General features: G+C 59.6%; 21 protein-coding genes and 3 tRNA genes. 10 read left to right on the top strand and 14 right to left on the bottom strand.

The genetic code is table 11. The features are described from left to right. Positions 1–152: 152 nt before the first annotated feature. Complete coding sequence (gene mutS, locus NJC38_RS14000) at positions 153–2,720, bottom strand: DNA mismatch repair protein MutS (protein WP_253115239.1); 2,568 nt, start codon at positions 2,718–2,720, stop codon at positions 153–155. A gap of 208 nt (positions 2,721–2,928) precedes the next feature. On the opposite strand from mutS, the gene NJC38_RS13995 reads away from it, so the two are divergent. The 3 genes from NJC38_RS13995 to recX all read left to right on the top strand — a co-directional run bounded on the left by NJC38_RS13995 (position 2,929) and on the right by recX (position 5,062). Continuing rightward, entirely contained in the window at positions 2,929–3,429 is a 501-nt protein-coding gene (locus tag NJC38_RS13995) for a CinA family protein (RefSeq protein WP_253115197.1), read from the top strand. 92 nt (positions 3,430–3,521) lie between these two features. Continuing rightward, the gene (gene recA / locus NJC38_RS13990) at positions 3,522–4,589 is read left to right on the top strand and encodes a recombinase RecA (protein WP_253115196.1); all 1,068 of its coding nucleotides are present in this window, start codon (positions 3,522–3,524) and stop codon (positions 4,587–4,589) included. 8 nt (positions 4,590–4,597) lie between these two features. Beyond that, on the top strand, positions 4,598–5,062 hold the full coding sequence (gene recX / locus NJC38_RS13985) for a recombination regulator RecX (RefSeq protein WP_253115195.1): 465 nt from the start codon (positions 4,598–4,600) through the stop codon (positions 5,060–5,062). Between the two features lie 5 nt (positions 5,063–5,067). Here recX and NJC38_RS13980 read toward each other — a convergent pair whose 3' ends face one another. Beyond that, complete coding sequence (locus tag NJC38_RS13980; protein ID WP_253115194.1) at positions 5,068–6,183, bottom strand: TIGR00730 family Rossman fold protein; 1,116 nt, start codon at positions 6,181–6,183, stop codon at positions 5,068–5,070. 344 nt (positions 6,184–6,527) lie between these two features. On the opposite strand from NJC38_RS13980, the gene NJC38_RS13975 reads away from it, so the two are divergent. Then, entirely contained in the window at positions 6,528–6,743 is a 216-nt protein-coding gene (locus NJC38_RS13975; RefSeq protein WP_045488776.1) for a hypothetical protein, read from the top strand. 56 nt (positions 6,744–6,799) lie between these two features. Here NJC38_RS13975 and NJC38_RS13970 read toward each other — a convergent pair whose 3' ends face one another. Next, positions 6,800–7,228, bottom strand: coding sequence for a quorum-sensing-regulated virulence factor family protein (locus NJC38_RS13970; protein WP_253115193.1), 429 nt, complete (start codon positions 7,226–7,228; stop codon positions 6,800–6,802). A 197-nt stretch (positions 7,229–7,425) separates the two neighbouring features. Here NJC38_RS13970 and NJC38_RS13965 point away from each other — a divergent pair, with 197 nt between their 5' ends. The 3 genes from NJC38_RS13965 (at position 7,426) to NJC38_RS13955 (ending at position 9,427) form a co-directional block, all read left to right on the top strand. Continuing rightward, positions 7,426–8,136, top strand: a complete 711-nt coding sequence (locus NJC38_RS13965) for a tRNA-uridine aminocarboxypropyltransferase (protein ID WP_253115192.1) — start codon at positions 7,426–7,428, stop codon at positions 8,134–8,136. Between the two features lie 199 nt (positions 8,137–8,335). Next, complete coding sequence (gene erdR, locus NJC38_RS13960; RefSeq protein ID WP_253115191.1) at positions 8,336–8,983, top strand: response regulator transcription factor ErdR; 648 nt, start codon at positions 8,336–8,338, stop codon at positions 8,981–8,983. Between the two features lie 75 nt (positions 8,984–9,058). After that, positions 9,059–9,427, top strand: coding sequence for a diacylglycerol kinase (locus NJC38_RS13955; RefSeq protein WP_162484335.1), 369 nt, complete (start codon positions 9,059–9,061; stop codon positions 9,425–9,427). A 6-nt stretch (positions 9,428–9,433) separates the two neighbouring features. On the opposite strand, the gene NJC38_RS13950 is transcribed toward NJC38_RS13955, so the two are convergent. Beyond that, complete coding sequence (locus NJC38_RS13950) at positions 9,434–10,366, bottom strand: LysR family transcriptional regulator (RefSeq protein WP_045488788.1); 933 nt, start codon at positions 10,364–10,366, stop codon at positions 9,434–9,436. A 123-nt stretch (positions 10,367–10,489) separates the two neighbouring features. On the opposite strand from NJC38_RS13950, the gene fpr reads away from it, so the two are divergent. After that, positions 10,490–11,269, top strand: coding sequence for a ferredoxin-NADP reductase (fpr, locus tag NJC38_RS13945; RefSeq protein WP_045488791.1), 780 nt, complete (start codon positions 10,490–10,492; stop codon positions 11,267–11,269). 61 nt (positions 11,270–11,330) lie between these two features. On the opposite strand, the gene tsaA is transcribed toward fpr, so the two are convergent. From tsaA to rimO, 5 genes are all read right to left on the bottom strand, one after another. Continuing rightward, positions 11,331–12,026 (bottom strand): tRNA (N6-threonylcarbamoyladenosine(37)-N6)-methyltransferase TrmO, encoded by a 696-nt coding sequence (gene tsaA, locus NJC38_RS13940; protein WP_253115190.1) that lies wholly within the window; start codon positions 12,024–12,026, stop codon positions 11,331–11,333. Then, on the bottom strand, positions 12,023–12,493 hold the full coding sequence (locus tag NJC38_RS13935; RefSeq protein WP_045488797.1) for a DUF1456 family protein: 471 nt from the start codon (positions 12,491–12,493) through the stop codon (positions 12,023–12,025). Before NJC38_RS13935 ends, tsaA begins: the two co-directional genes overlap by 4 nt. A 24-nt stretch (positions 12,494–12,517) precedes the next feature. Then, the gene (locus tag NJC38_RS13930) at positions 12,518–13,231 is read right to left on the bottom strand and encodes an rRNA pseudouridine synthase (protein WP_045488800.1); all 714 of its coding nucleotides are present in this window, start codon (positions 13,229–13,231) and stop codon (positions 12,518–12,520) included. A 69-nt stretch (positions 13,232–13,300) separates the two neighbouring features. Further along, complete coding sequence (locus tag NJC38_RS13925) at positions 13,301–13,741, bottom strand: GNAT family N-acetyltransferase (RefSeq protein ID WP_253115189.1); 441 nt, start codon at positions 13,739–13,741, stop codon at positions 13,301–13,303. 74 nt (positions 13,742–13,815) lie between these two features. After that, the gene (gene rimO / locus NJC38_RS13920) at positions 13,816–15,162 is read right to left on the bottom strand and encodes a 30S ribosomal protein S12 methylthiotransferase RimO (protein WP_253115188.1); all 1,347 of its coding nucleotides are present in this window, start codon (positions 15,160–15,162) and stop codon (positions 13,816–13,818) included. 257 nt (positions 15,163–15,419) lie between these two features. Here rimO and NJC38_RS13915 point away from each other — a divergent pair, with 257 nt between their 5' ends. After that, positions 15,420–17,315: a potassium transporter Kup gene (locus NJC38_RS13915; RefSeq protein ID WP_045488922.1), complete on the top strand. Its 1,896-nt coding sequence runs from the start codon at positions 15,420–15,422 to the stop codon at positions 17,313–17,315. Between the two features lie 58 nt (positions 17,316–17,373). On the opposite strand, the gene NJC38_RS13910 is transcribed toward NJC38_RS13915, so the two are convergent. From NJC38_RS13910 to NJC38_RS13890, 5 genes are all read right to left on the bottom strand, one after another. Further along, positions 17,374–18,711 carry an AcvB/VirJ family lysyl-phosphatidylglycerol hydrolase gene (locus tag NJC38_RS13910; RefSeq protein ID WP_045488925.1) on the bottom strand — a complete coding sequence of 446 codons (1,338 nt, stop codon included), beginning with the start codon at positions 18,709–18,711 and terminating at the stop codon, positions 17,374–17,376. Next, entirely contained in the window at positions 18,711–21,353 is a 2,643-nt protein-coding gene (gene mprF, locus NJC38_RS13905) for a bifunctional lysylphosphatidylglycerol flippase/synthetase MprF (protein ID WP_253115187.1), read from the bottom strand. The genes NJC38_RS13910 and mprF overlap by 1 nt, the downstream gene beginning before the upstream one ends. A 435-nt stretch (positions 21,354–21,788) precedes the next feature. After that, positions 21,789–21,865, bottom strand: a tRNA-Met gene (locus tag NJC38_RS13900). A gap of 135 nt (positions 21,866–22,000) precedes the next feature. Beyond that, positions 22,001–22,077 (bottom strand) — tRNA-Met (locus tag NJC38_RS13895). Between the two features lie 291 nt (positions 22,078–22,368). Then, positions 22,369–22,445, bottom strand: a tRNA-Met gene (locus tag NJC38_RS13890). Positions 22,446–22,669: 224 nt separating this feature from the next. Here NJC38_RS13890 and dinB point away from each other — a divergent pair. Next, complete coding sequence (gene dinB, locus NJC38_RS13885) at positions 22,670–23,725, top strand: DNA polymerase IV (RefSeq protein WP_253115186.1); 1,056 nt, start codon at positions 22,670–22,672, stop codon at positions 23,723–23,725. Positions 23,726–23,728: the final 3 nt, after the last annotated feature.

Raw genomic sequence — 23,728 nt, 5'->3', positions numbered from 1 at the left:
GGTAAGCGGCCTTAAGGCAGGTTGGTTGGATCCGCCTGCCGCTTGACCTTGGTTCGCTGCGTGTTCACGCGGCTCATATGACTGCTCGACCAGATTCAAACTGAGAGCATCCCAAAACCGCGCAGGATTCTAACAGCTTGTTATGCTCCGCGTCATAGTCGAGTTTGCAATGAATACAATAAGTCCAGGGCCTGACGCGGAGTCAGGTCATCGGGCCTGATTCGCCCCAGTTCTTCAAGTACCGGATGGGGCAGGCTGGCGAACAGGTCGTTTTGCACGGGGGCTGCAGGTTTTCCGGCTTTGGCCTTGGGCAGGTCGTGGGGCAGGCTGGTGGTTTCCAGGCGTTGCAGATGCTCTTTGGCACGGCTGATGACTCGCGCCGGCACGCCGGCCAGCTGGGCCACGGCAAGGCCATAGCTCTGGCTGGCAGGGCCAGGCAGCACCCGGTGCAGGAACACGATCCGTTCGTTGTGTTCGGTGGCATTGAGATGCACGTTGCTGACCAGCGGCTCGCTCTCGGGCAGCACGGTCAACTCGAAGTAGTGGGTCGCGAACAGCGTATAGGCGCGCAATTGGGCGAGACATTCTGCCGCAGCCCAGGCCAGCGACAATCCGTCGAATGTGCTGGTGCCACGACCGACTTCGTCCATCAACACCAGGCTGCGGTCGGTGGCATTGTGCAGGATATTGGCCGTCTCGCTCATCTCGACCATGAAGGTCGAACGGCCGCCGGCCAGGTCGTCACTGGAGCCAATCCGGGTGAAGATCCGGTCGACCAGCGACAGCTCGCAAGCCGCAGCCGGGACGAAGCTGCCGATATGGGCCAGCAAGACAATCAGCGCGGTCTGACGCATATAGGTCGACTTACCGCCCATGTTGGGACCGGTGATCACCAGCATGCGCGTGTTGTCGTCCAGTGCCAGGTCGTTGGCCACGAAGGGGCTGGACAACACCTGCTCGACCACCGGATGGCGGCCTTGCTCGATCTTCATGCACGGTTGCGCGACGAAGTCCGGGCAGTTGAGGTCCAGATTGAGGGCCCGTTCTGCGAGGTTGCTCAGTACATCCAGCTCGGCCAGCGCCGCTGCGGTGTCCTGTAACGGCGCAAGATGGCCGATCAGGTCTTCAAGCAGGGTTTCGTAGAGGATCTTCTCCCTTGCCAGGGCGCGGCTTTTGGCCGACAACGCCTTGTCTTCGAACTCCTTGAGTTCCGGGGTTATGAAGCGCTCGGCGCCCTTGAGGGTCTGGCGTCGAATGTAGTCGGCCGGTGCCTGTTCGGCCTGCTTGCTGGGTAGCTCGATGAAGTAGCCATGGACACGGTTATAGCCGACCTTGAGGTTGGCCAGGCCGGTGCGGGCCTTCTCCCGGGCTTCAAGGTCGATAAGGAACTGACCGGCGTTCTCGCTCAGCGATTGCAGCTCGTCCAGCTCGGCATCGTAGCCGGTCTTGAGCACGCCGCCGTCGCGGATCACCGCGGGCGGGTTATCGATGATTGCGCGTTGCAGCAGGTCTGCCAGTTCCGGGTAAGTGCCGGCGGTTTTCGCCAGTTGTTGCAGGTGCGGCGCTTCCAGATCGGCCATCGCCTGTTGCAGCTCGGGCAGGGCGCTCAGCGCATCGCGCAAACGAGCCAGATCACGAGGGCGCGCATTGCGCAGGCCGATCCGCGCCAGAATGCGCTCGATATCACCGATTTCCTTGAGCTGCGGTTGCAGGCTTTCGAAGCGGTAGCGGTCCAGGAAGCAGGCGATCGCGCTCTGGCGGGCCTGGATCACGCCAAGATCGCGCAGCGGGCGGTTCAGCCAGCGAATCAGCATGCGGGTCGCCATTGGTGTCTGGCAGCGGTCCATGACCGACAGCAGGGTGTTGTCGCGCCCGCCCGCCAAGTTGGTGTCCAGTTCCAGGTTGCGCCGGCTGGCACCATCGAGAATCACTGTATCGTCCATGCGCTCGTGGCGCAGGCTGCGCAGGTGAGGCAGGGCGGTACGCTGGGTTTCTTTGGCATAACCGAGCAGGCAGCCGGCAGCGCCGATGGCCAGGGTCAGGGTTTCGCAGCCAAACCCCTTGAGGTCCTGAGTGCCGAACTGTTGGCACAGGCTCTTGTGCGCCGTGTCACGCTCAAAGTCCCAGGGCGCGCGGCGTCTGGCACCACGGCGTTTTTCTGCCGGCAGGCCCTGTGGCCAGTCGTCGGGGATCAGCAACTCGACCGGGTTGATCCGTTCCAGTTCGGCCAGCAGGTTCTCCCAGCCTTTGATCTCCTGAACGCTGAACAGACCGCTGGTGATGTCCATCACCGCCAGGCCGAACAAGCGCTCATCGCCGAGCAGGGCGGCCAGCAGGTTGTCACGGCGCTCATCGAGCAGCGCCTCATCACTGATCGTACCGGGAGTGATGATGCGAACCACCTGGCGTTCTACCGGTCCCTTACTGGTGGCCGGGTCGCCGATCTGCTCGCAGATCACCACCGACTCACCGAGTTTGACCAGTTTGGCCAGGTAACCTTCGAGCGAGTGGAAGGGAATGCCGCACATGGGGATGCTTTGACCTGCCGACTGACCGCGGGCGGTGAGGGTGATATCCAGCAGCTTGGCGGCTTTTTTCGCATCTTCGTAGAAGATTTCGTAGAAGTCGCCCATGCGATAGAACATGAGTTGGTCTGGATGCTGGTTTTTCAGTTTCCAGTACTGCTGCATCATGGGGGTGTGGGCGGACAGATCGGTAATGGCTTTATTCATCAGTGGGTCAGGCGGGTTCGTTCTATAAAGTAAGGGCGCTTCAAGGCAGACGAGTTGTCTGCCGACCAATGACATCAAGGTTACCATGCGCATCAGGTCGAATCATGACCTCACGTTTTGCTGCTGCCTTCTACCCCGATTCCCTGTGTAGACTTTGCGCCCAACTTATCCAGATCAATGGCATCAGGAGTGCTGCATGGACGACCTTACCCGGCTTGCCGGCTTGCTTGGTGAGCATCTGCAACGTCTGCAGGCTCAGGTCAGCACCGCCGAGTCCTGTACCGGTGGCGGTATTGCCGAAGCCATTACCCGCATAGCGGGCAGTTCGGCCTGGTTCGAAGCCGGCTATGTGACCTATTCCAATGCGCAGAAAACCCGCCAGCTGGATGTGCCGCAAGAACTGTTCGCCAGCGTGGGTGCAGTCAGTCAGGAGGTTGTGCAGGCCATGGCCCTCGGTGCGCAGCGTCACAGTGGTGCACGGTTTGCGGTGGCGGTCAGTGGTGTCGCCGGGCCAGGCGGCGGCTCTGCGTCCAAGCCGGTCGGTACGGTGTGGCTGTGCTGGGTGGCCGGCGAGCAGATCATTGCCCGTTGCCATGTGTTTGCCGGTGATCGGGATGCCGTGCGCCGACAGACGGTAAAGGCTGCGCTAGAGGGGCTCGTAGGGCTTTGTGCCGGAGAAAACTCCAAACAGGGGTAGGCGTTCGCTCAAGGCTGTGGAATAATACTGGCTACTTATACAGGTGTTGTGGCCGCAAGGCCCTTTTTGAATTTGATTACGTGAGGACTTCAATGGACGAGAACAAGAAGAAAGCCTTGGCTGCGGCCTTGGGTCAGATCGAGCGTCAATTCGGCAAAGGTGCCGTAATGCGCATGGGTGACCACGAGCGCCAGGCGATTCCTTCCATCTCTACCGGCTCGCTGGGTCTGGACATCGCGCTGGGCATTGGTGGCCTGCCCAAAGGCCGGATCGTTGAAATCTATGGTCCGGAGTCTTCCGGTAAGACCACCTTGACCCTGTCGGTCATTGCCCAGGCCCAGAAAATGGGCGCTACCTGCGCCTTCGTTGACGCCGAGCACGCGCTGGACCCCGAGTATGCTGGTAAATTGGGTGTCAATGTCGACGACCTGCTGGTGTCGCAGCCCGATACTGGTGAGCAGGCGCTGGAAATCACCGACATGCTGGTGCGTTCCAACGCTGTTGACGTGATTGTTGTCGACTCCGTGGCAGCACTGGTACCCAAGGCTGAAATCGAAGGCGAGATGGGTGATATGCACGTGGGCCTCCAGGCCCGCCTGATGTCCCAGGCGCTGCGCAAGATCACCGGTAACATCAAGAACGCCAACTGCCTGGTCATTTTCATCAACCAGATCCGGATGAAGATCGGTGTGATGTTCGGTAGCCCGGAAACCACCACCGGTGGTAACGCCCTCAAGTTCTACGCTTCGGTCCGGCTCGACATCCGCCGTACCGGCGCGGTGAAAGAGGGTGATGAAGTGGTCGGTAGTGAGACCCGGGTCAAGATCGTCAAGAACAAGGTTGCGCCACCGTTCCGTCAGGCTGAGTTCCAGATCCTGTACGGAAAAGGCATTTACCTTAACGGCGAAATTATCGACCTGGCTGTGGCCCATGGCTTCCTGGAAAAATCCGGCGCCTGGTACAGCTACCAGGGCAACAAGATTGGCCAGGGCAAGGCCAACTCGGCCAAGTTCCTTGCCGAGAATCAGGAAATTGCCAAGGCACTTGAAAAGCAGATTCGTGACAAGCTGCTCAGTGGTGGTGCCGCTGCTGCCGACAACCGCGCAGTGGACATCGATGAGTCCGCTGACGATATGGCTGAAGCTGACGCCGATATCTGATTGCGCTCATGACCACCGTACTCGATACGCCTGTCGCTGTACGGCGTTCTGCAATGGACCTGCTCGCACGACGCGAGCATGGTCGTGTCGAGCTGACGCGCAAGTTGCGTCAGCGCGGCGCCCCGCCTGAAATGATCGAAGCTGCTCTGGATCGTCTTACCGACGAAGGACTGCTTTCCGAAGCCCGTTACCTTGAGAGTTTTGTCGCCTCACGTGCACGTTCCGGCTACGGTCCCTTACGCATTCGTGAGGAGCTGGGGCAGCGTGGTCTGGCGCGTGCCGATATCGAGCAGGCGCTAAAAGAGTGCGAGGTCGATTGGCGAGCTCGTCTGTCTGAAGTCTGGCAGCGCAAGTTCGCAGGCCGGCGACCCGCCGATGCGCGTGAGCGGGCTCAACAAACCCGCTTTCTGGCTTATCGGGGTTATCCAATGGATCTGATTGGCCGCTTGTTAAGCGGCCGAGAAGACGACTGATCCGTTCAGAGCGCGCCGAGCGCTGAGGATTGTTCTGCTGCCGGTGCTATGGTTTTTTCAGCCCGGTTCTGTGGCTCGTTGATCACGTCTATCAATTCTCTGAGGCGCCCCTGCTGACGGCCGGTGGAGTTGAACGTCAGACGGCTGAGCTGGCTGAAGCGTTCTTCGTCGTGATCGGGATGGTAGCTGTGTTGCTCAAAGCTGCCGCTCAGGCACAGGTCGGCAAATTCCTCACGTATCTGCTCCAGCGCTGTTTCGCTAAGCGCATGATGCATGCGGATAACAAAGGTCTTCTTCAGCCAACGGGTTGAATGGAAATTGCTGTAAAAGCGGTTGATCTCATCGACGGCCTGTTCAGGGCTGTGCACCAGACGCATGAGCTTCATGTCGCTGGGCAGTATGTAGCGGTTGTCCTGCAACTGGTTTTTCATGAAGTCCAGCGCGCTCTGCCAGAAGCTGCCGTCAGCTGTGTCGAGCAGTACCACCGGTACCAACGGGCTTTTGCCGGTCTGGATCAGGGTCAGTACTTCCAGAGCTTCGTCCAGCGTGCCGAAACCACCTGGGCAGAGCACCAGCGCGTCGGCTTCCTTGACGAAGAACAGCTTGCGGGTGAAGAAGAAGTGGAACGACAGCAAATGGTCGCTGCCATCGACGATCGGGTTGGCGTGCTGTTCGAACGGCAAGGTGATATTCAGACCCAGGCTGTGACCGAAACCCGCTCCTTCATGAGCTGCGGCCATGATGCCGCCACCGGCACCGGTGATGACCATCAGGTCGGCTTCGGCCAGTTGTTCGCCCAGGTCTCTGGCCATGGCGTAAAGCGGATGTTCTACAGGTGTACGGGCAGAACCGAATACGGTGACTTTACGGCGCCCCTTGAACTGTTCCAGTACGCGAAAGGCATTGTCCAGTTCGCGCAGGGTCTGCAAGACGATCTTGGCGTTCCAGCGGTTGCGGTCATCTTCGGCCATGCGCAGCACCGTCAGGATCATGTCGCGGTACAGCGGCAGGTTGGCGGTGGCCGGTGCGATCTGCCTGATGTGCTCCTCGATCTGCGAGGTGAGGTCCAGGCCGTTGCTCTGGAAGTGCCGGGCTAAAACGTCGTTGGCTACATACGGCATAAAGGTCTTCTCCTTCGACAGGCATTGGTTGCCTTTGAACAAGCGCACTTTCGAACGGTGCTGAGGTGTCCTGTCGGTGTACGTGGTTGACGGAATACGTGGGGTGTCCGCACGTAGTCCGTAAAGCGCAGAGCATCTGCAACGCATGTGAAGATTTATAGCGTCAGCGCGCCGCTGATGTCGACTTGATGATGTTTCTCTTCATGAACACTGAGGTCGCGATGCCCGCTCGTCAGGCGGGCAGGTGGTCGCCCGTTGCTCTGATTTACTTAGAACAGGACTCGCTCACAAGCACTGCAGAGCGGGTTGGTGTGGGTGCGATGAGGTATGCAGGGAGGCTGCAGATGGTATTCATCGAACTGGAAGTGGATCAGGCACTTTACGATGCGTTGGTACAGGCGGCTCGGGATAACAGGCTGACGCTGCGTCAGGAGTGCCAGCGGCGCTTGTGCGGTGAAGGAAGGCGTTCACGTTATATCAATGCCCTGATTGCCGAACTGCGTGCCGATGATGAACAGCGGCGCGCAGTGCTGGCAGCCAAGCGCAGGGCGGGTGGCTGAAGGCTTGCTAGGCTGTTGAAAAACTACCTGCCTCGCCTATGTTTTTCAACGGCCTGCTACTTCTTGGCCTTGGCGGCAGGCTTTGCGGTGCAGTCGGCGTTGCTGAAGGTCTGGGCCATGATCGGCCGGTTGGTTTTGTATTCGCTGAATTGATATTTCAGCACTGCACCTTTGGTCATCAACTGGCGATAGCCATTATTGTGGCAAACGCTGGCGCCCAGTTGAGCGCGCACGGTGTCAGGATTGGCACGCATTTGTTGGGCCTGGCCCTCACGCACGCTCAGATGATTGATCAGCTCGTGGCCGTTGACGGTATAACCTTGATCCAGAAGGTCTTCATTGATGGCCCGTGGGGTACCGACGCTGCTCTCTTTGGCGACCTTTTCCAGCATCTGGCTCAGTTCATACTCCTGCTTGGAGGCCGCCTGGGCAGCCAGAGGGGCTACCAGCAGCAGGGTAAGGGTTGGGGCGATGAGGCGCAGCATGGAATTCTCCTGATTCGGTGGTGAGGGTCTGACCAGCGCCATCGATTGGCGTTCACCGTAGTGGCACAAGTATAGGGCTTGCCAGGCTGCTTCACACCTGGGCACTTGCCGGTCGGGCTCTGGTAGACTTCGCGCACTTTTCTGTTCTGTCGGGTATCTGTTGTGCCGATGCTGTCGTTGTGCAGGTTCATTCTGCAATGAGCCATGCCGTATCCCGTTTGCGCCAGGACCGCCTGGCGCGCAGTAGCAAACCTTTTCTGGCTCGCGGTTCGCGGGCGCCGCGTTGTCCTGATTGCCGGGTCATTTTCAGCTATTGCCTGTGCGCCTTGCGCCCCAAAGTGGCCGCCAGCTCCGGGATATGCCTGCTGATGTACGACACCGAGCCGTTGAAACCGACCAACACCGGTTGGCTGATTGCGGATGTGATCGCAGACACTCATGCGTTTGGCTGGTCGCGCATCGAGGTTGACGCGCAACTGCTGAGCCTGCTGGACGATCCCCAGTGGCAGCCTTATCTGGTGTTTCCAGGCGAGTTCGTGGCGCAGGAGCGGGTGGTCGATAAGGTCATTCCTGAACCGGGCAAGCGGCCGTTGTTCATTCTGCTTGATGCGACCTGGACCGAAGCGCGCAAGATGTTTCGCAAAAGTCCGTATCTGGAGCGCTTTCCGGTGCTGAGCCTGGCGCCGGAGCAGCTTTCGCGTTATCGCCTGCGGCGTTCAAAGCGTGAAGACCATTTTTGTACGGCCGAAGTCGCCGCATTGTGTTTGGAGCTGGCCGGGGATGTCGAGGCGAGCCATGTGCTGGATGCCTGGCTGGATGTTTTCACTGCCCACTATCTGGGTGCCAAGTTCCAGCGGCCCATTGATCCTGACGATGCCGCGCACAGTCTGGTGAAAGGCTATCGGTAATATATAAGCGTGCATCAAGAGGCTAATTGCCATCTTCTGGCGGGTATCTCGCTTGACCCGCACCGGATGGCTGGGCATTCTTGGCGCCGCCCTGAGGCTTGATTTCCCGGACGTGGTTCGCAGGGGCAATGGAGAGTGGCCAGCATCTCCCGGATGCCTTGTTGAGTACCCGTACTCACTATAAGAACAGGATCAGACCATGACCTACGATATCTTGATCGCCGATGATCACCCGTTGTTTCGCAGTGCCTTGCATCAGGCCCTTAGCCTGGGACTGGGCCCTGGGGTGAGACTGGTCGAGGCCGAGAGCATCGCGCAGATCGAGGCGCATCTGCAGGGCAAGACCGACTGGGATCTGGTTCTGCTGGATCTGAACATGCCGGGCGCCTATGGCTTTTCCGGTCTGGTATTGCTGCGTGGGCAATACCCGCAGATTCCGGTGGTGATGGTCTCGGCTCAGGAAGAGGCCGCGATTGTCGTACGTTCCCGTGAGTTCGGTGCCAGTGGCTTCATTCCCAAGTCGAGTCCTCTGCAGACGATCCAGCAGGCAGTGCGCGCCGTGCTTGACGGCGATACCTGGTGGCCGCCGCAGGCCGATGAGCCGGTCAGTGTCTCGGCTGAAGCCAAGGCCGCCAGCGCCGGCCTGGCCAGTCTGACACCCCAGCAGTTCCGGGTTTTGACCATGGTTTGTGAGGGGCTGCTCAACAAGCAGATCGCCTTTGAACTCAATGTTTCGGAAGCAACCATCAAGGCCCATGTAACCGCCATCTTCCGTAAGCTCGGTGTGCGTACCCGCACCCAGGCGGCGCTGTTGCTGCAACAGCTGGAATCAATTGCGGCGCATTGATCGCACCACAGGTTCACGTTTTTTTGACTGAGCCTCGCTTAGCTTCCCTCATCCTTTCTGCATGGCAGTTTTTGTATGTTGTCGCCTTTCAAGGGCCAGACCGGCCTTAAACGTGTTCTCAATGCTGCGGGCTATTCTTTCGATGGCCTGAGCGCAGCCTTCAAGGGCGAAGCCGCTTTTCGTCAACTGGTCTTGCTCAATGTGCTGTTGATTCCGCTGGCATTCTTGCTTGATGTCAGTCGTGGCGAGCGGGCGCTGCTGATTGCTGTGTGCTTGCTGGCGCTGATTGTCGAATTGCTCAACTCGGCGGTGGAAGCAGCGATTGACCGTATCTCTCTGGATCTGCATCCGTTGTCCAAGAACGCCAAGGACATGGGCAGCGCCGCGCAACTGGTAGCCCTGAGCATGATCGCCGCAGTATGGATGGTGGTGTTGCTCGGCTGAAGCCTTTTAGTCTTGATAAAGGCTTGGCAACACAATCTGGTCGCTGCGCTGGACACCGGCGGTGAACGCGCGGCACAGCTCAAGAAACTCGCGCATGGCCGAGGTCTGGTATTTCTGTTTGTGCCAGATGAAATAGAACTGCCTGGACAGATCCAGCTCTGGAGTGTCCAGCGCCACCAGGCTGCCGCGCCGAAACGCATCGCGCAGTGCCAGCCTGGAAATGCAACCAATCCCCAGCCCTGATTCAACTGCGCGTTTGATGGCCTCGGTGTGCTCCAGTTCCAGGCGCACGTTAAGACCGTTACGATGATGACGCATGGCCTGGTCGAAAGTCAGGCGAGTACCTGAACCCTGTTCGCGCAGAATCCATGCTTCACGGGTCAGCTCTTCCAGGTTCGCCCGGCCTTGTCGGGCCAGTGGGTGTTGTGGGGCGCAGAACACCACCAGTTCATCCTCGACCCAGGACTGCACTTCAATGTCCGGATGGCTGCAGTCGCCTTCAATCAGGCCCAGATCAATTTCATAATGGGCCACCTGCTGTACAACATGCGCGGTGTTCTGCACATGCAGCTTGACCTGGCTTTCCGGGTGGCGCTGCATGAAGCCGCCGATCAATAGGGTCGCCAGATAATTGCCGATGGTCAGCGTGGCACCCACCGCCAGCGAACCGAAGCCGGATTTACCGTTGAGCAGGTCTTCGATTTCCTTGGCCTGGTCGAGCAGGGCCACAGCCTGCGGCAGCAACTGGCGCCCAGTCGCGTTAAGGCTCAGGCGCTTGCCGGCACGGTCAAACAACTGGCAGCTCGACTGGCGCTCCAGTTCGGTAATCGAAGTGCTGGCCGCTGACTGCGACAGCGACAGCATGACCGCAGCTTTGGACACGCTTTCCTGCTGCGCAACGGCGACGAAGACTTGAAGCTGGCGGAGAGTAAATCGCATATCTATATAACCGATAACCCATATCTTGATAATCCAGTTAACAGATATTGTGTCTGCCACTAGAATGGCGCGCAATAGTGCCTGTGCTGGCGTGGATGATTTTTTTCAGGAGTTTTCCCGTACATGAGTAACATGTATCACGAGCGTGTCCTCAGTGTTCATCATTGGAACGACACCCTCTTCAGCTTCAAGTGCACCCGGGACCCAGGTCTGCGTTTCGAGAACGGTCAATTCGTCATGATCGGTCTGCAGCAGCCCACCGGGCGTCCGCTGATGCGTGCCTACTCTGTCGCCAGCCCGAACTGGGAAGAGCATCTGGAATTTTTCAGCATCAAGGTGCCAGACGGCCCGCTGACCTCGCAGCTGCAGCACCTCAAGGAAGGCGACGAGATCCTGATCAGCAAAAAGCCTACCGGTACTCTGGTCCTCGACGACCTGCTACCGGGCAAGCACCTGTACCTGCTGAGCACCGGCACCGGCCTGGCGCCATTCATGAGCGTCATCCAGGACCCGGAAACCTATGAGCGCTTCGACAAGGTCATTCTGGTGCACGGCGTGCGTTGGGTCAGCGAAGTGGCTTATCACGAGTTCATCACCGAAATCCTGCCACAGAACGAGTTCTTCGGTGAGGCGGTGCGTGAAAAACTGATCTACTACCCGACCGTGACCCGCGAGCCTTATCACAATCAGGGCCGTCTGACCGACCTGATGCGCAGTGGCAAGCTGTTCGAAGACATCGGCCTGCCGCCGATCAACCCACAGGACGACCGTGCCATGCTGTGCGGCAGCCCGAGCATGCTGGATGAAACCAGCGAAGTGCTCGACAGCTTCGGCCTGAAAGTTTCGCCGCGCATGCGCGAGCCGGGCGACTACCTGATCGAGCGTGCTTTCGTCGAGAAGTAAGCCCAGCGTAATAAAAAAACCGCCGTTTCGTCAGAACCGGCGGTTTTTTTGTGCCTGTTCGTCAGGCTGAAAGCACAACCTCAAGCACCCGAATGACCCCGGCCTGCGGGTAGTGCCAACGCACATCCAGATCCCAGAACTGCGCGCCGTAGCGGCGTTCGGGGGATGGGGTCTGATAGGCCGGCTTCGGATCCTGCGCCAGGCATTGTTCGATCAATTCCACCAGCGGCTCTGCCAGCCGCTGAGCGTGCCCGTGGGCCTGTTGCAAGGCATCGTCCTGCCACAGTACCGGGATCAGCGCAGGAGCGGCACTGGCCATGCCGTTGTGTGCCTCGCAGATGCTGTCGGCGTAAGGCACATAGGGTTTGATATCCAGCACCGGCGTACCGTCGAGCAGGTCAATGCCCGACAGCCACAGGCGGCCGGGTTCGACCTTGTCCAGGCGCACCACCGACTGGCCGATGCCGTTGGGCCGGTGGGTCGCCCGGGTGGCGAACACCCCCATGCTCTGGTTGCCGCCCAGGCGTGGTGGCCTGACCTTCAGTCGCGGCGTTTGTTCCAGCGCCTGATGGAAGACGAACAGCAGCCAGACATGGCTGATCTGCTCCAGTCCCTGCACGGCATCGCCCTGATCGAAGGGCGGTAGCAGCTCCAGAACCCCCCGCGCCGCCGGCGCCAATTGTGGCTGACGGGGGATGGCGAACTTCTCCTTGAAACAGGAGCGGACGATACCGACCGGTGAAACCTGAAAACTCATGGCTGGGCAGGGCGCAGGCGCTGGGCGAGGCCTTTGAGGAAGTTGCGCAGCAACTGATCACCGCACTCGCGATAGTTGTTGTGGCCGACCTTGCGAAACAACGCGCTGAGTTCCGGCTTGGAGACCGGGAAGCCGGTGGCATCGAGAATCGCGTGCAGGTCTTCTTCCTTGAGTTCGAACGCCACCCGCAGTTTTTTCAAAACCAGATTATTGGTGACCGGCAGCTCGATGGGCGGCGCCAGCCGGCTTTGGTCTTTGCCGCGTTTGTAATAGACCAGGCCATCGAGAAAGTGCGCCATGACCGTGTCCGGGCAGCGGACAAAGCCTTCTTCCTCTTCGCGCTTGATCCAGCCGGCCACTTCGGCGCGGGTTACGGTCTGGTCGGCCAGTTTCAGAATCTCGACGATCTTGTTGTCGCCGGCCGCCAGGATGTAGCGCACGCTGCGCAGGATATCGTTGTTAAGCATGGTGAAAGGTCCAGTGAAGCGATTTCAGAATTTTTCCCGGCTACTCAGGTAGCGCCATTGTCCTTCAGGCAGCTTGCCCATTGACACGGTGCCAATGCGCAGCCGGCGTAAGCTGACAATCTGCACGCCGACTGCCGCGCACAGTTGCGCGACGAGATCCGGTTGCGGGTTTTTCATGGCCAGGCGCAGGCGGTTTTCGCTTTGCCAGCTGGCCTTGACGGCAGGCAGTTCCTTGCCTTTCCAGGTGACACCATGGTTCAGGCGATTGAGGCCATGAGCGACCATCTCGCCACTGACCTGGACAAGATATTCCTGCTCGATCTTGCTGCGATCGTCGGTCAGCTTGCGCAGGGTTTTCCAGTCCTGGCTGAACACCACCAGGCCGCTGGCGTTGTCCTGCAGCGTGGAAATGGCCTTCTGGCGCAGAAAGTGCCCCTTGAGCACGCGTTTACCGAAGCTCAGTTCATTGCACAAGGTGCCCGGTGTGATCGACTGCAGCGCAGCGTCAAGGCTCATGCCTGCCGGTTTGTGCAGGATCAGGGTCACGGGATCCGGGGCGGTGGCCTTGGCATCGGCGTTCAGCTCGACCTTCTGCTGGGCGGTGACCTTCAATTGCGGCTCTTCGATCACCTCGCCGTCGACAGTCACCCAGCCGCCTTCGATGTACAGCTCGGCCTCCCGGCGCGAACAGCCGGTCAGCTCGATAAGGCGTTTGGAGAGGCGTATAGGGTCTGACATTGCTGGTAACCGTTGAAAGAGGTGAATGGCGCCATTGTACGCTGGCTGGCACGCCTGAACGTACGGATATCAGCCGCGGCGTGCCAGTGTCATGCGCAACATGGGGTAGGGCTGGCCGAGGCCATCGACGGCTGTACGGCCGCTGATCTTGAAGCCTTGTTTCTGATAGAACCCCAAGGCCTTGGGATTCTGTTCGTTGACGTCCAGTTCACGGATGCCGAAGTGTTCGATGGCGTGGGCCAGCAGTTGTCGGCCCAGGCCCTGGCCGCGATAGTCGGCCGCGATGAACAGCATTTGCAGCTTGCCGCCGCTGACGCCGGCAAACCCGGTGATCAACTCGCCGTCACGGGTACAAAACAGGCTTACCGAATCCAGGTACTGTTCGAACAGCAGCTTCCTGAGCCGGATGATGTAGTGCTCGGGCAGGAACAGATGGGTGGCACGCACCGAGCCTTCCCAGACATCGAGCAGGCGCGGGTAGTCGTTTTTTTCGGGGATGTAGAAATCCATCTCGCAATCCTTCAACCAGCTGCCGAAAATGAAAAGCCCTGCCAATGGCAGGGCTCGAAAGCACGCCAGGCGGCTTACAGCACTTCAGCCCACAGGTCGTATTCGTCTGCGTCAGTGACCCGGCAGATGATCTTGTCGCCAGGTTTGACCGGGCTGTCGTCTTCCAGACCAATGTAGACGTTGCCGTCGATTTCCGGGGCATCGAAGAAGCAGCGGCCGACTGCGCCGCGCTCGTCGACTTCGTCGATCAGTACTTCGATTTCCTTGCCAATCTTCATCTGCAGGCGTGCCGCGCTGATTGCCTGCTGGTGAGCCATGAAGCGATCCCAGCGTTCCTGTTTGACGTCATCGGGGACTTCAGCCACGTCCAGGTCATTGGCCGGTGCGCCTTCTACCGGCGAGTACTGGAAGCAGCCGACGCGGTCGAGCTGGGCTTCGGTCAGCCAGTCGAGCAGGTACTGGAAGTCCTCCTCAGTCTCGCCCGGGAAGCCGACAATAAAGGTCGAGCGGATGATCAGCTCCGGACACTGTTCGCGCCAGTTCTTGATCCGCGCCAGGGTCTTGTCTTCAAAGGCCGGGCGCTTCATCAGCTTGAGTACTTTCGGGCTGGCATGCTGGAACGGGATATCCAGGTACGGCAGGATCTTGCCGGCGGCCATCAGCGGGATCAGCTCATCGACGTGCGGGTATGGGTAAACATAGTGCAGGCGAACCCATACGCCCAGCGTGCTCAGGGCCTGGCACAGTTCGGTCATGCGAGTCTTGACCGGCTGGCCGTTCCAGAAGCCGGTACGATACTTGACGTCCACGCCATAAGCGCTGGTGTCCTGAGAGATGACCAGCAGTTCCTTGACGCCCGCCTTGACCAAACGCTGCGCTTCGTCCAGTACATCACCCACCGGGCGGCTGACCAGCTTGCCGCGCATCGACGGGATGATGCAGAAGCTGCAGCTGTGGTTGCAGCCTTCGGAGATCTTCAGGTACGCATAGTGGCGCGGGGTGAGCTTGATGCCTTGCGGTGGCACCAGGTCGATCAGCGGGTTGTGCTCGTGATTGGGCGGCACCACCTCGTGAACGGCGGTAACCACTTGCTCGTACTGCTGCGGACCGGTGACCGACAGCACGCTCGGGTGCACATTGCGGATCACGTTCTCGTCGACGCCCATGCAGCCGGTCACGATCACCTTGCCATTCTCGGCAATCGCCTCGCCGATCACTTCCAGCGACTCAGCCTTGGCCGAGTCGATGAAGCCACAGGTGTTGACCACCACCACATCGGCATCCTGATAGGTCGGCACGACTTCGTAACCTTCCATGCGCAATTGGGTCAGGATGCGTTCGGAGTCTACAAGCGCCTTTGGGCAGCCGAGACTTACGAATCCGACTTTGGGAGCGGATGCGGGGGTATTAGTGGTGGACATGGCAAACCTCGGTGTAATGGTGGGCCTCGTCGCACAGCGCGGGCACCGACTGGGCGCTGGGTGCGCCTCTGGTCAAAAAGTGCGCAATTCTAGCGATCACGCGGCGTCATGACCAGTGGTTAGAAGAGAAATAAGACGAGTGCTGCGCTATGCTTCGCGCCGTTGCGTACGGCGAATGTCAATAAACCGTGCAAACTCAATTGTTTCTTGTTGTTAATTCTGTTTTGGATCTCAGGTTCCGGCTTCGGGAGTGTTCGATGAGTCATGCAAGTAGTCAGGCCGGAACAGGAAGTGCCGCCAAGCCCTTGAGTCTGCTGGTCGCGGCGGTCGGGGTGGTGTACGGGGATATCGGTACCAGTCCGTTGTACACGCTCAAGGAAGTGTTTCAGGGGGGGTATGGGGTGGAGGTCACCCATGATGCGATTCTCGGCGTCTTGTCGTTGATCTTCTGGTCGCTGATCTGGGTCGTGTCGTTCAAGTACATGGTGTTTGTGCTGCGTGCCGATAACCAGGGTGAGGGCGGGATCATGGCCCTGACCGCGCTGGCGCGGCGGGCTACGACGCAGTACCCGCGCTTGCAGATGGTGATGATTGCCTTTGGCCTGTTCGGTGCAGCGCTGTTCTATGGCGACAGCATGATCACCCCGGCGGTGTCGGTGCTGTCGGCCATGGAGGGGCTGGAACTGGCCTTCGAGGGGCTGGAGCGCTGGATCGTGCCCATGGCGCTGGTGGTGCTGGTGGGGCTGTTCCTGATCCAGAAACACGGTACGGCGCGAATCGGGGTGCTGTTCGGGCCGGTGATGGTGACCTGGTTTCTGGTGCTGGCGGCACTGGGCATCTATGGCATCGTGCATACGCCCGAGGTGCTCAAGGCGGTTAACCCGGTCTGGGCGGTGCGGTTCTTTATCGTCCATCCTGGCATCGGCGTGGCGATTCTGGGCGCTGTGGTGCTGGCGCTGACCGGTGCCGAGGCGTTGTATGCCGACATGGGCCACTTTGGCCGCAAGCCGATTTCCCGGGCCTGGTTCATCCTGGTGCTGCCGGCGCTGCTGCTTAACTATTTCGGTCAAGGCGCATTGGTGCTGGAACACCCTGAAGCAGTGCGCAACCCCTTCTATCTGCTGGCACCGGGCTGGGCGCTGTTGCCGCTGATCGCGCTCTCGACCCTGGCGACCATCATTGCTTCCCAAGCGGTGATTTCCGGGGCCTTCTCCATGACCCTGCAGGCCATTCAGCTCGGGTACATCCCGCGCATGTTCATTCAACACACCTCCAGTGACGCCCAAGGGCAGATCTACATCGGTGCGGTGAACTGGGCGCTGATGGTCGGCGTGATCCTGCTGGTGTTGGGGTTTGAGTCGTCCGGCGCGCTGGCCTCGGCCTACGGTGTGGCGGTGACCGGAACCATGCTGTGCACCACGTTCCTGGTGGCGGCAGTGATGCTGCTGCTGTGGAAGTGGCCGCCGCTGTTGGCGGTGCCGCTACTCGTCGGCCTGTTGCTGGTCGACGGTCTGTTTTTTGCTGCCAACGTGCCGAAGATCGTCCAGGGCGGCGCCTTCCCGGTGCTGGCCGGTGCGGTACTGTTCATCCTGATGACCACCTGGAAGCGCGGCCGGCAGTTGTTGTCCGAGCGCATTGACGAGGCGGGTCTGCCGCTGCCGATCTTTATCGGCAGTATTCGTGTGCAACCGCCACACCGGGTACAGGGTACGGCGGTATTCCTGACCGCGCGCTCTGATGCTGTGCCGCATGCGTTGCTGCATAACATGCTGCACAACCAGGTGCTGCACGAACAGGTGGTGTTACTGACAGTCGTCTATGAAGATCGTCCGCGAGTACCGGCCAGTGAGCGTTTCGAAGTTGAAGCTTATGGTGAGGGTTTCTATCGGGTGATCCTGCACTTTGGCTTCATTGACGAACCGGACGTGCCTCAGGCCCTGGCTCTGTGTCATCTTGAGGATCTGGACTTCAGCCCGATGCGCACCACCTATTTCCTGAGTCGGGAGACCGTGATCCCCTCGAAAATTGTCGGCATGGCCCGTTGGCGCGAAGCGCTGTTCGCCTTCATGCTCAAGAATGCCAACGGCAACCTGCGGTTCTTCAAGTTGCCATACAACCGGGTGATCGAACTCGGGACCCAGGTCGAAATCTAGACCGCAAAAAAGCCCCGCGACCGGAAGGTGGCGGGGCTTTTTTTACCAAGCTGGCGGCTTATTGAGCGTTCGCAGGCACCTTGCCTTGCCACTGATCGATTTTGCGCATCAGTCGCTTGGCCAGTGCCGGATAGTTCTCATCAAAGTGATGCCCGCCCGGCAGTTCCAGCACCTCGCCGACGATGCTGGTATCGGTGCAGCCGCTGTCCTTCTTCTCCTCGGCACCGTAGACACACAGCACTTTGGCTGCCGGCAATTTGGCAACCTCCGGTCCGGTCCTGGCCTCGGTGCCGGCATTACCCAGCCAGCCATCGACGTGAATCTCGAAGTTGCCACTGCGCGCCAGGGCCAGCAGGATCATGCCATCGACGCGCTCCTGATCTTCCGGTGCCATGCGGTTATACGCCGCTGGCAACACGTCGGCGCCAAATGAATAGCCCGCCAGGATAAAGCGCTTGGCGCCCCATTTCTGCCGGTAGTGATTCATCAGTTCGGTCAGGTCTGTGGCGATCTGTTCCGGTGACTTGCGCTCCCAGAAGTAGCGCAGCACATCGATGCCCACCACCGGGTAACCGACCTTGGCCATATCACCAGCGATAACCTTGTCCAGATCGCGCCAGCCGCCGTCACCGGACAGGAACAGGGTCACGGTATCGCTGCTCTGGCTGGCTGGTACCTCAACGGTGGGCACGCCCAGGCCGCCGGCGTCATTTTCACCAAGCAGGGCATGACGCAGCTCGGTATTGAGCACTTGGCTCAGGGGGATGTCGTAGTCGCTGATGCTGGTCTCGGCATTGGGCTGGTCGCGTACAAACGCCGCACTCGGGTCATCCGGGGCGTCGTTGAAGGCTGCCAGCCATTTGCCATGCGGGGCTTTTTGCGGCAGTGGCTCGTCGCAGATCTGCGGCGGGATGTCGCCTTCTTCAAGTTCCGGTGGCGGATTGGAGACATGCTGCAGGGCAAAGCCCACCGAAATTGCCTGGGCCTTGTCGTCGGTCTGGGCAGCCAGCCAGCGCCAGGCCAGGGTGGCACCGTGGCCGATGCCCCCGACGACGGTGGCCGGGCCGTCCAGTTTCTGCAAAGCGTTACTGAACACCTGGCTTTGCAGCACACAGTCATCGGCAGGCAGTTCTACCTGAATGATGCTGGCGGCGGCGTCAGTGCCCAGTGCCTGCAGTTGCTTGTCGCTGAGTTTGTCTTTGCTGTTGACTGCCAGAGCAATGCGGGCCTTGACCCGGCTGGCCGGGGTTACCAGGGTGATAGCCGAGCCATCCTCAAGAGAGGCGTGCTCGACGGTGGCCGGTGTAGCGGGGCGGTGCCAGAACCATGTACCCAATGCGGCAAGCAGAACCAGCGCCAGTATTATCAGTACATAGCGTAATACACGTCGAATCATCAGCGTTTCACCAATCCAGTCAGGCCGCCTGCAATCAGGGCGGCGGTGTCTGCCAGGGCCACCAGCGGATCGAGTCCGGCCGGTACGGCCATGTAGCGCGGTTCCCAGTCAGGCTGGAATTTGTCCTTGAAGCGGCGTAGCCCCTGGAAGTTGTACAGCTGTTCGCCACGACGAAACACCATCGAACCCAGGCGTTGAGTCAGCGGCGCGCCGCGCCTTGGTTGCAGGCCCGACAATGGCACCATGCCCAGGCTGAAGCGGGCATAGCCTTCGGCTTTATAGTGCTGGATCAGGCCGATCATCATGAACTCCATGGTGGACTTCGGTGCGTCGGGGTGGGCGCGCATCAGATCAAGGCTGGACAGCTCCAGGCTGGAAGTCTCCAGCAAGTTGGCGAAGGCCACCGGCTTGCCTTGAAAGCGGATGATGGCGATGCGGAAATACTGCAGGTACTCGGGGGTGAAGCGTCCGAGCGAGAAGCCTTTTTCGCGCACATTCTTGCCGCTGAGCCAGGCATCGGAAATCACCTTGAGCTCGTCCAGCGGAGCCTGCCCGCGTTCGTGGATCTCCAGGGTCAGGCCGTCACGGCTGCCGCGGTTCCAGGTATAACGCAGGTCTTTCATCTCCTTGCCCTTGGCGTCGATGTCAAAGCGCCGCAAATCAACCCGTGCTTCTTCACCGAGCTTGATCGCGGTCAGGCCAATATCCATGTAGTAGGGCAGGTTTTCGGCGCGAACCTGATAGAACACTGGCCTTGCGTGGTGTACGTCGCACAGGTCGCGGAACTGCCAGATCATTTCGGCGCGCTGCTGGGCCGGGCCGATCGGGTCATACAAGGCCACCAGGCTGCGCCCGCGATGCGAATACATCAGGAAGGCGTTGTTGTCCGGGTGGAACAGAATGGCTTTGTCGCCGGTCAGCGCCAGGCCGCCGTCGGGCTGGTTGGAGGCCTTGAGGATCGCGGCGGCTTTGTCCAGTTCCTGGGCGTCAGGCAGTTTGATGCCGGGGCGGGCGGTGCGCAGTAGCCAGGTCAGGGACACCACCAGCAGCAATACCGCGCTGCCCAGCGCCGAGCGCAGGCCGCGCGGGGCGTCGGCGTCCAGGGTGAACTGCCACCACAGTTGATGGCTATAAGGCACGTCCTGGTAGGCAAACAGCAGCAGCCAGATCGACGCACCTACTACGCAGGTACTGGCAATCACATACAGCGCAGAGAACGGCAGTTCCAGCAAGCGGCTGGGACGGTAGAACGAGCGCCGGAAAGCGATCAACAGCACGGCGGTCAGCAGCAGCAGACTGGCTTCTTCCCAGTCAAAGCCCTTGAGCATCGACAGCACTGCACCTGTCACCAGCAGGATCACGGTGAGCATCCACGCCGCTGACAGGCGCCGCCGCAGTCCTTGGGCCAACAGCAGGCAGAGCACGCCGATCAGGCTGGCACCAAAGTGAGAGGCATTGATCAGGCGATGCGGAATCATGAACCCGACATTTTCCAGGCGGGTGTCGATCTCTGGGGTGGCACCGGAGAACAGCAATACGACCCCAGAGAGAAACACCAGCAATGCCAGGACCGGTGCGCCCAGCCCGGAGGCAACCCGCAGCGCCTGTTGGGCAAACAGCAGGCGCTTGGCTTCGGTGAACAGCAGCGTCAGGCACGCCAGCAGCAGTGGCAGGACCACGTAGATCAAGCGATAGAGCAGCAGGGCGGCGGCCAGTGGTGCGGCGCCCAGTTCATTGGCGAACGCCGCCAGCAGGACGGCTTCGAACACTCCGACGCCGCCTGGTACATGGCTGAGCACGCCAGCCGCCAGGGCCAGCAGATAAACCAGAATGAACGCGCCCAAGGGCGGTGACTGTGGCAGGAGCAGGTACAGCACCAATGCTGCTGCAACGACGTCCAGTGCGGTAATCACCAGTTGAGCCAGGGTCAGGCGCAGGTCTGGCAGACGTAGCGAGCGCCGCCCGGCGCGCACCAGCAGCACGTGGGGCACGTCTTGTTCCGGCAGGCGCCGACGATAGACCGCGATAGCCAGGATCAGGCTGCCAGCCAGTACCGCGATGGCCACACTGGCCAGCACGTCGACGGGCAGCTTCAACGCCAGCGATGCGCCAGACAGGTTACTCAGTGTCGCAATGGCGGCCAGTGGCGGCAGTGCGCAACCCAGCGACAGGCTGGCGAACACGGTCATGCGGGCAATTTCGATGGCGCCGATACCATGGCGTGAATACAGGCGGTAACGCACCGAGCCGCCGGATAGCATCGACAGGCCAACCGCGTTGCCAATCGCGAATGAGGTGAAACCACCCAGCAAGAGGGTGCGGGTTGGCAGGTTGACGCCCGCGTACCGGCTGGCTGAGAGTTCATAGCCCATGAGAATCACGTAGCCGATGATCGCTGCCAGCAGAGCGCCGCCCAGCGCCGGGAGCGGGACGGCGTACAGTGCGTCGCGCAGGGCAAAGAAATCCATTTCGATCAACATGTGCCGGCAGGCGATCAAAGCCATGCCAAACAGCACCAGCATGACTGCCAGCCCTATGGGCTGGCGATACTTGCTCAGGCGCTCCAGCCATTGCAGGCGCACAGGTTGTATCGGTTGGGTCGCCGTAACGGCTTCGAGGGGCTCTGACGGATGATCGCGCATCATTCACTTCCTGGAGTGCGCGCGACAGGATTGAGGTCTACAACCAAGTTACCGATCCCTACGCAAAAGTATGTCGAGATGTTAGCGCGTCAGCGACTGGCGAGCGACTGGCCAATGGAGCAGGGCGCAACTGTTCAGCAGCGATTCAGACTGGCTCTTTATCACAATGATCGCAAGACGATGAGTGGGCGCGTGCCATTACTGATAGCCGGTTGAGATCGTTGCATTTTGAGACTAGTCATAAAGGTGTCGGCAGGGCAGCAAAAAACTGGTGTTGCCGACACATCCGGTTACGGGGAAGGATAATAGGGGGTTCCTGGCAGTCAGGCTAAAGAGTTTTTTATCAACGACTTGCGTGAATGCTTCTGGTGGCTGGAAAAGCTTTCGTGCAGACGCAAAAAAGGCCACTTTTTCAAGTGGCCTTTTCTGTGTATCTGGTTGCGGGAGCCGGATTTGAACCGACGACCTTCGGGTTATGAGCCCGACGAGCTACCAGGCTGCTCCATCCCGCGTCTGTGAGGCGGCATTGTACGGATTAATAAGTTTGTGTCAAGCGTGAAGTGAAAATAACAGGTTGTAAGCAGTGGCGCAGATAAAAACGGTGCACAAAAAAAGGCCACTTTTTCAAGTGGCCTTTTTCGTGTATCTGGTTGCGGGAGCCGGATTTGAACCGACGACCTTCGGGTTATGAGCCCGACGAGCTACCAGGCTGCTCCATCCCGCGTCTGAGGTTGCGCATTCTACAGATAAAAAAGAGTGTGTCAATAAAATAGTCGAAGAAGTAGGGATATGTCTTTGAAAGACAATGCTGTTCAGATAAACGCTGCGGACCGGGTGGGAGCGAGCTCTGCTCGCGAAGAGGCCAGTAAGATCACAGCATATGCAGTGACTTTGCTGGCCTCTTCGCGACCAAGGTCGCTCCCACCGGGGGCATAAAGCGCCTGATCGAACAGTATTGCTTTTAAAAATAAAGCAACAAAAAAGGCCACTTTTTCAAGTGGCCTTTTCGTATATCTGGTTGCGGGAGCCGGATTTGAACCGACGACCTTCGGGTTATGAGCCCGACGAGCTACCAGGCTGCTCCATCCCGCGCCTGTGGATGGAGAGTCTACAGAATGATAATTTTCTGTCAAGCGCATAATTCAAAAAAGTGCTTTTTCTTCAATCAGTTAGTGATCGTTTGTCTGACCGGCGGCGGGTTTGGTCAGTCGGTTGACTCAGATCAGCCGACTTTTTAAGTGCCTTGCCGTGTTCAGGCGTGTCAGCTGCGCAGGGTGATGCGATACTGCCCATCTGAAGTTCACTGATCGCAGGACATGGCGCAGCGTAAGATCATCCATATCGACTGTGACTGCTTTTACGCAGCCATCGAGATGCGCGACAACCCGAAGCTTGCGGGTATTCCGTTGGCGGTGGGAGGCTCTGCGGATCGGCGCGGGGTGATTGCGACTTGTAATTACGAGGCGCGAGCTTTCGGTGTGCGCTCAGCCATGTCTTCCCACCATGCGTTAAAACTTTGCCCGGATCTGACCATCGTCAAACCGCGTATGGATGCTTATAAAGAAGCATCCCGGGAAATTCATACGATCTTTCGCGACTATACCGACCTGATCGAGCCGCTCTCGCTGGATGAGGCCTATCTGGATGTCTCCGGGTCCAGTCGCTTCGCCGGCAGTGCGACGCGCATTGCCCAGGACATTCGCCGTCGGGTCTCCAGCCAATTGCATATCACGGTCTCGGCCGGGGTAGCGCCCAACAAGTTCCTGGCCAAGATTGCCAGTGACTGGAAAAAGCCCAACGGGATATTTGTCATTACCCCTGAGCTGGTCGAGGCGTTTGTCACTGGTTTGCCGGTCAACAAGCTGCATGGTGTCGGCAAGGTGACCGCCGACAAGTTGGGGCGTCTGGGGATTGTCAGTTGTGCGGACCTGGCCGGCTGGCAGAAGCTGGCGCTGGTTCGTGAGTTCGGCAGCTTTGGCGAGCGGTTGTGGAATCTGGCGCGGGGCATCGACGAGCGGCCGGTGCAGAATGACAGTCGGCGCCAGTCGGTCAGCGTCGAAAACACCTACGACACCGATTTGCCTGATCTGGCCAGTTGTGTCGCAAAACTGCCCGAGCTGATGGAGTCGCTGGAGAAGCGCCTGGCACGCCTGGATAGCCATTACCGGCCCGGCAAACCGTTCGTGAAGGTCAAGTTTCATGATTTCGCCCAGACCACCCTGGAGCAGGCGGGGGCGGGAAGGGATCTGGCCAGTTATCAGCAGTTGCTGAGTCAGGCATTTGCCCGGGGCGACAGGCCGGTCCGGTTGCTCGGAATAGGCGTGCGCCTGCAGGATCTGCGTGGCGCACATGAGCAGCTTGAGCTTTTCTAGCGT

It is taken from the genome of Pseudomonas sp. 21LCFQ010 (assembly GCF_024129905.1).
Lineage (GTDB): Bacteria > Pseudomonadota > Gammaproteobacteria > Pseudomonadales > Pseudomonadaceae > Aquipseudomonas.
Note: the sequence above shows the minus strand (reverse complement) of the source record. Positions and strands in the feature narration are given on the sequence as shown.